The organism is Ruegeria sp. YTSC003 (assembly GCF_059609785.1).
Genome location: NZ_JBXWMK010000013.1, coordinates 131,014 through 138,217, shown reverse-complemented (window position 1 = coordinate 138,217; position 7,204 = coordinate 131,014). Strand labels below are relative to the sequence as shown.

Genomic DNA, 7,204 nt, shown 5'->3' with positions numbered 1-7,204 from the left:
TTGGCGGTTACGATGAGCCAGAAACCCTCTCTTATCAAATCTACTTAAACTGTCCCATTGGTGCTGACGTCAGACACTGCTTGGTATTCGAACAAGCTTTGATCCTTCGATTGGTGGCGGTCGCCTGATCTTTGGCTTTGAGGCCGTTATCATCGGTGGGCTTGGCAACCTTTGGGGTACATTAATTGGCGGCGTTATCCTTGGCGTCGCGCAAACCATCGGAGCCAAGATTGATCCGGGCTGGCAAGTGCTTGCCGGACATATCGCGTTCCTTGTCATTCTTGCCGTTCGTCCGAACGGCCTCTTCCCGAGGGTTTCTGGATGAATCTGCAAGATTATTCCGTATCTCGATCATCAAAGGCAGCGCGAGTTGCTGCGATCCTGACCGCTATTGCTGTGCTTGTTTTGATTGCAGCGCCCTGGTGGGCAGGCCGGGCTGACATGCGCCTGATGGGCGAGCTGTTTCTCTACCTGTCCCTCGCCACTCTTTGGAACCTCATGGCGGGTTATGCCGGTCTCGTCTCTGTTGGTCAGCAAGCCTATGTGGGCTTTGGCGGCTATATGCTCTTTGCACTTACGATGCTGGGTGGGCTGAACCCATTGGTTGCTATTGCAGCCGCAGGCGTGCTGGGGGCTTTGATCTCGATCCCGGTGGCTGTTCTGATCTTCAGGCTTCGGGGCGCATATTTTGTCATTGGCACCTGGGTCATCGCAGAGGTCTTTCGGCTGAGCTTCGCGCAAATCTCAGCGCTTGGTGGGGGATCAGGATCTTCGCTGCCCGTTGCCATCGTCAAATCTCTGGCGTCCGGGCGCGTGATGCGAGAAGCGCTCAGTTATTGGCTGGCGCTCGGAGCTGCTGTGCTGGTGGTGACTGCGGTGTATCTCTTCTTGCGGTCTCGCCAAGGTTTGGCATTGACGGCAATTCGCGACAACGAGCTGGCAGCCGGTAGCCTCGGCATCGATATCTGGCGCACGAAGTTCATTGTTTACGTCGTCACGTCGGCGTTCACGGCGATGATCGGCGCGCTGATCTTCTTGCAAAAGTTGCGCATTTCGCCGGATGCGGCGTTCAGCGTCAACGACTGGACCGCCTTCGTCATCTTCATCGTCGTAATCGGCGGCATCGGTACCGTCGAAGGACCGATCATCGGCACACTCGTCTTCTTTGCGTTGCGCGAAACGCTGGCCGACCTTGGGACAACGTACCTCATCGTTCTCGGAGTGGTTGCGATTGTCGTCATGCTCAAGGCGCCGAAAGGCATCTGGGGCGTGATCCGTAGCCGTTATGATCTGCAACTATTCCCGCTGGGCTATCGCGTAAAGCACATCGGACAATCCAAGGAAAACTGAACTCATGGCCCGTCAGAAAAAGACCATCATTACATGTGCTGTAACAGGAGCGATCCACACACCAACGATGTCGGATGCACTTCCCTACACCTATGATGACATCGCACGGCAGGCGATCGAGGCCGCCGAGGCCGGAGCGTCGATCCTGCACCTGCATGCGCGCGACCCAAAGGACGGTTCTCCATCGGTTGACCCGAATGATTTTGCGCCTTTCCTGCCGCGCATCAAACAGGCTACCGACGCAGTTGTGAATCTATCGACCGGTGGATCGCTGACTCTGTCTATTCAGGACCGGATCAATCCGGCTAAGACCTTCAGTCCCGAAATGTGCTCGATGAATATGGGTTCGATGAACTTCTCGTTTCACCCATTGGCCAATCGGTATGGCGACGACGACTGGAAGTTTGATTGGGAGAAAGACTATGTCGCGAACTCCGATCAGAACATCTTTCGCAATACGTTCCGGGACATTCGCGAGGCGGCGGAAACGCTTGCGCCTCATGACATCAGGTTCGAACACGAATGCTATGATGTCGGGCATTTGTACAACCCGAAATTCTGCATGGATATCGGACTGTTCAAGGCACCTATTTTCATTCAGTTCATCATTGGCATCCTCGGCGGCATTGGACCCGAAGTCGACAATCTGATCTTCATGAAACGCACTGCCGACAGGCTGTTCGGTGACGACTATCGGTGGTCGGTCTTGGGCGCAGGTGGAGCACAGATGTCCCTTGCCACGACGGCAAGCCAGATGGACGGCAACATTCGCGTAGGTCTTGAAGACAGCCTGTTCATCTCTCGTGGAAAACTGGCCGAAAGCAACGCTCAGCAAGTCGCCAAAATTCGACGTATTGTAGAAGATTTGGGCAGTCAGGTCGCAACTCCCGACCAAGCGAGAGAAATTCTGGATTTGAAAGGAGGAGACCGCGTCGCATTCTGAGGCTAGGGTGACAGGCATCAACTCATATCGAGCGATTTGTTTGTTTGAAAATTTCGAAACACTGAGGAGATTGAGCCATGCGAGTGAAGATCTTGACCTTCAGCGCGCTTCTGACAGGATTTACGGCCGTTCAGGCTCCTGCGCAGAACGCAGCTCAGGACATCACCGATCTTTTGCTCAGCAACCGGTCTGCCGACTGTGCGGGAGTGTATTCCGCTTCAGTGGAAGACGTCACCCGCCAGCAACGTTTTAACTCCGAAATCGAAATCTCGTCTGATGATCAGCACTGAACTCTCAAGACCAATGGCATTCCTAACCATGATTTCAATGGGCCTACAGCCAACTTCGCCAACGATGTGCGGGAATTGTCAGGCACATTTCGGATTCCCAGAAATCCGGAAAAGGCCCGCAACCAAACCGCGCTGTCGCAACGGAGTTATGATGCCATTTTGTTGAATGGCGTGCCGGTCGATTTGCTCTCGGCCGGGTGTTATCGCCCAAGCGGCCCACGTGCAGACAAGAATGGCAACGTTCTGGCAGGGTGTCGGGATACTGATCCCTGGTTGCTCGACCCGCCGTCTTACGATCAGTATTTTGGCGTAGATCTCCACAATGCCCATGCCCAGCCAGACACCTGGTGTTTCCCCCGCGATACTAGCAATACGGCCGAATTGCTCGCAATTCTGATCTTATTGGGTTTGCCATCTGTTTAAAGCGGTCACAGTGGTTCATTTAATTTGCGACTGCCGCCTAGGCGCTTATGTCAGGTGTTCTTTGCAAGCATGGTCAAAGGATGAATTCAGGCAGGGCTAGGTGATTGTGCTGGCTATATACTGACAAGCTGACCACTCAATCAGAGAACGCTTCACATAACTCCCACAGGACGCTCGTGTTTCGGTGTTGTTCAGTAAACAGCCAGTGGTCTTGTACCCCGCCAATGAAGGCTTCTGTTAACGATGATGTCTTTTTGCACCCAAGCCTTTAGCCAAGCGTTCCTTTCAGCTTCTCTGATCATGAGAGATAGAATACTGGGGCTTCAAATGACTTGGCCCCGGTAAACTGTGCGTTGCGACGAAGCGACAAAAACACAATGCTCGCTTCGCCGTGCGCTGTAGTTACTTCAGATAAGTGTTGAACCAATCAATGGTGCGGTCCCAGGCTAGGTTTGCCATTTCCTCGTCATAACGAGGCGTGCTGTCGTTATGAAAACCGTGGTTGGCATTTTCGTAGATGTAGGCCTCATAAACCTTGCCGTTGGATTGCAGAGCGGCTTCAAAATCCGGCCAACCTGCGTTGATGCGCTCATCAAGCTCCCCCATCTGAATCAGCAGCGGTGCCTGAATTTTGGCTACATCTTCGGCCGCTGGCTGGCGGCCATAGAACGGCACGCCCGCCGCCAGTTCCGGGTAGGCCACCCCAATTGCGCTGACCACACCACCGCCATAGCAGAAACCCACAGCGCCAACCTTCCCGGTGCAGTCTTCTCGGTTCAATAGGTATTCAAAGCCATTGAAGAAATCATTCATCAGCGCGACCCGATCGACCGTCTTTTGCAACTCGCGCCCATCAGCATCGTTGCCTGGGTATCCGCCAACCGACGTCAGACCATCTGGAGCCAGAGCCATAAAGCCTGCTTTCGCCAAGCGGCGCGCCACATCTTCGATGTAAGGATTAAGGCCGCGGTTTTCGTGGATCACCAGCACCGCGGGCAGAGGCTCGTCCACACCAGCAGGTCGGACAAGGTAACCCCGTACGTCGCCGGTCCCATTTGGCGAGGGATAGGTGATGTAGTCTGCATGGATATCGGGATCGTTGAATGACACCTGCTCGGCCAATGCATAGTTCGGGCTGAGCATGTTCAGCAACGCGACCGCAGATAAACCGCCAACCGCGAACTTACCTGCGCGATCCAGAAACTGACGCTTGGTGATCTTGCCGTGCGCGTAAAAATCGTACAGGTCCAAAAGTTCCTGGTCGAAGTCTTTTGCCGTCATGCGAGTCATGGTCAATCTCCTGATGAGGTGGCGGTTCAAGCCGTAGGGTATTTTCAGATCAAAAGGTCATGGTTTGTTTGAGGCTTAAGGCAGGTCTGCTAGGACCCTGCCGACGCGGTTTCCTTTTCTGTGCGCTGATCGCGCAGTACGTTCTTTTGAACCTTTCCCATTGTGTTTCGTGGCAACTCTTGGACGAGTTCGTAGCGGCGAGGATGTTTGAATCGCGAAAGCTTGTTTCTGATGATCGACTCGATCTGTTCCACCTGAAGCTGTGCACCGGGCTCTGCAACCAAAGCAGCAATAATTGCTTCTCCAAATTCGTTGTCGGGAATGCCAAAAACTGCCGATTCCAGGATGCCGTCGATGTCGTTCAAGACGTCTTCAATTTCTTTGGGGTAGACGTTGTAACCACCAGTTATGATCAGGTCTTTTGACCGACCAACAATCGACAGATAACCATCCTCGCTGCATTGACCCAGATCACCGGTGATGAAGAACCCGTTTTCCCGTAGCTCTTCGGCGGTTTTCTCGGGCATTTGCCAATAGCCTTGGAACACATTGGGCCCTCGTACTTCGATCAATCCAACCTCGCCCCGGGGCAGCGGTTCTCCAGTTTCAGGATTGGTAACGATCACCTCGGTGCCGGGAAGCGCCAAGCCGACAGTTCCTGCGCGACGCTCACCGTCATAGGGGTTCGAGGTGTTCATGTTCGTCTCGGTCATTCCATAGCGCTCAAGGATGCGGTGGCCGGTGCGCGTTTCGAACGCTAGGTGGGTCTCGGCTAGCAATGGGGCCGAACCAGATATGAATAGACGCATGTTCTCTGTGATCTCGTCGGTGAAGCCGTCATCCGCAAGCAATTTGGTGTAGAAAGTGGGGACTCCCATTAGAAGGGTCGAGTGGGGCAATTCCTCCAAGATCATACCAGTGTCGAATTTTTCCATCAGCCGCACTTTGGAACCGGCGAGTAGTGATGTGTTCATCGCCACGAAAAGCCCGTGCGTGTGAAAGATGGGCAACGCGTGAATCAAGCGATCAGAGCCGGTGATACCCCACAAATCCACAAGGGCTTGGGCATTGGAAAGCAGGTTTCGGTGGCTGAGCATCGCGCCCTTGGACCGGCCCGTGGTACCTGATGTGTAAAGAAGCGCCGCGAGGTCGTCCGGCGCGCGATCCACGGTTTCGAATACACAAGGCTGTGCGTCCGCTTCGCGGCTCAGGCTTGGATTTTCGCCACCCAAGGTCAGCAGTTTTGCACCAGACCGGGTCGCCAATTGTTCGAATTCAACTTTGTCGTTGCTGTCGCAAACGATTAACGCAGGTTGTGCGTCAGAGATGAAATAGTCCAACTCTGCCATGGTATAGGCAGTGTTAAGGGGCAGGTAGACAGCACCTGCCTGAACCGAAGCGGCATAGAGCGCAATCGTGTCGGCTAGCTTGGGCGCTTGCACAACGATGCGATCGCCGGGGGAAACTCCGCTGTTCTGCAAGACATGCGCGATCTGGGCGGTGCGCTGCAGAAACGCGTCATAAGAGACTACCTGGCCACTATCGAGTTGCAGGAATGGAGCCATGTTGCCCTCGTGGCGGGCAAACAAACTGTCGTAAAGTGTATTAGTCACGCTGTATTTTCCCTAGGCTTTACCGCAAGCGTCGCAGTTGAAACCGCGCGAATTGAACGCGAGGCTTGGATCGTGGAACGTGTCGCGAATTCTTCGTGATAACGTTCTGTTTTGTTTAAATCGTAAAGGTAGTTGACCATCGCACCTCCGGACTGGGCGCGTCCGTTCGGCGAGGGATCGGCTTCGGCATGCACTTCATGAAGCTCGGCGCCATTGCCCAGATGAAAGCGGGCCACAGGGTCCAGTGGCATCCCATCTTCGCGCTTGGCGAACATCAAGTATCGGGCAGCCATCGCGCGCGTGTCCTGCGGTGCTGCTGTTTCTGCAAGCACGGCCTCGGCGGCATGCCCGTGTTCTGGGTGGTCTGTTTCACCAGCCAGCCACCGGTTTAGCCCCGGTACCGGCGACAATGTCACAAAGGTATCAAGCCCGCGAAGCTCTCGCGAAAGCTCGGTCACAACCTGCTTTATCAATAGATTCCCAAAGCTGATGCCCGCTAAACCCATTTGGCAGTTTGAAATTGAATAGAACGCCGCGACCTTTGCCTTCTCGGCTTCGATCGGTTCTCGTGCTTCGGATAGAAGCGTATCTATTGCATCCGGGATTTCAACGGTCAGAGCGACCTCGACAAATATCAGTGGCTCATCTGGCATCGAAGGATGGAAGAACGCAAAACAACGACGGTCTGGCGGGTAGAGTCTTCGCCGCAAATCGTCCAGATCGTTGATCTGGTGCACCGCTTCATAGGCGACGATCTTATCCAGAACGCGGGCAGGGGTGTCCCAGCTGATTTGTTTGAGAACCAGAAAGCCCCGGTTGAACCAACTGCGCAATAAATGGACGAAATCGATATCCGTTCGCTTGAGTTCCGGTTTGGATTTGAGAAAGCGCAGTAGATCAACGCGCATGGCCACAAGTTCCTGCGTCGCACCAGACGGCTGGTTCAGCCGTCGCAACAACTCTTGTCGCCGTGGTTCTGAAACTTCACTAAGTCTTTCATAAAGATTGACACTTCGATCACTGGCATAGAGGCGGGCTGCTTCAGAAAGCTGATCGGCGTCTAGCTCTAGGTGGTCATTCAAATAGGCAAAAAAGTCTAGCTTCTCGGGGTCATCCAGAGTGTGGTAGCGCTCAAGAATCGTAGACGCCAGTGTGAAACCCGATACTTCACCCTCTGCGGACAGAAGCGCCTCACATAGTTCGGCAATGGACCGTTTGTCATCCTTGCCACGCCTTTTGTCGGGACGGTCCAGCAATTGGTTTAGTAGATCACCCAGAAACCAATTCCGCTGCAT

7 protein-coding genes are annotated in these 7,204 nt (G+C 54.1%); 4 read left to right on the top strand and 3 right to left on the bottom strand.

The features are described 5' to 3' along the window. Positions 1 to 321 precede the first annotated feature (321 nt). The 4 genes from AC2FFH_RS20220 (at position 322) to AC2FFH_RS20205 (ending at position 3,006) form a co-directional block, all read left to right on the top strand. The gene (locus AC2FFH_RS20220; RefSeq protein WP_496845187.1) at positions 322 to 1,350 is read left to right on the top strand and encodes a branched-chain amino acid ABC transporter permease; all 1,029 of its coding nucleotides are present in this window, start codon (positions 322 to 324) and stop codon (positions 1,348 to 1,350) included. A gap of 4 nt (positions 1,351 to 1,354) precedes the next feature. Continuing rightward, positions 1,355 to 2,293 (top strand): 3,5-dioxohexanoate:acetyl-CoA acetone transferase, encoded by a 939-nt coding sequence (gene kce, locus AC2FFH_RS20215; protein ID WP_496845186.1) that lies wholly within the window; start codon positions 1,355 to 1,357, stop codon positions 2,291 to 2,293. A gap of 77 nt (positions 2,294 to 2,370) precedes the next feature. Continuing rightward, a complete protein-coding gene (locus AC2FFH_RS20210; RefSeq protein WP_496769512.1) occupies positions 2,371 to 2,583 on the top strand; it encodes a hypothetical protein in 213 nt (70 codons plus the stop codon). A 66-nt stretch (positions 2,584 to 2,649) separates the two neighbouring features. Next, complete coding sequence (locus AC2FFH_RS20205) at positions 2,650 to 3,006, top strand: YHYH protein (protein ID WP_496769508.1); 357 nt, start codon at positions 2,650 to 2,652, stop codon at positions 3,004 to 3,006. Between the two features lie 402 nt (positions 3,007 to 3,408). Here the strand turns inward: AC2FFH_RS20205 and yghX are convergent, their stop codons facing one another. The 3 genes from yghX to AC2FFH_RS20190 all read right to left on the bottom strand — a co-directional run bounded on the left by yghX (position 3,409) and on the right by AC2FFH_RS20190 (position 7,204). After that, the gene (gene yghX / locus AC2FFH_RS20200) at positions 3,409 to 4,296 is read right to left on the bottom strand and encodes a YghX family hydrolase (protein ID WP_496845185.1); all 888 of its coding nucleotides are present in this window, start codon (positions 4,294 to 4,296) and stop codon (positions 3,409 to 3,411) included. Between the two features lie 89 nt (positions 4,297 to 4,385). Next, a complete protein-coding gene (locus AC2FFH_RS20195; RefSeq protein ID WP_496845184.1) occupies positions 4,386 to 5,909 on the bottom strand; it encodes a malonate--CoA ligase in 1,524 nt (507 codons plus the stop codon). Next, positions 5,906 to 7,204 carry a malonyl-CoA decarboxylase gene (locus AC2FFH_RS20190; RefSeq protein ID WP_496769502.1) on the bottom strand — a complete coding sequence of 433 codons (1,299 nt, stop codon included), beginning with the start codon at positions 7,202 to 7,204 and terminating at the stop codon, positions 5,906 to 5,908. The genes AC2FFH_RS20195 and AC2FFH_RS20190 overlap by 4 nt, the downstream gene beginning before the upstream one ends.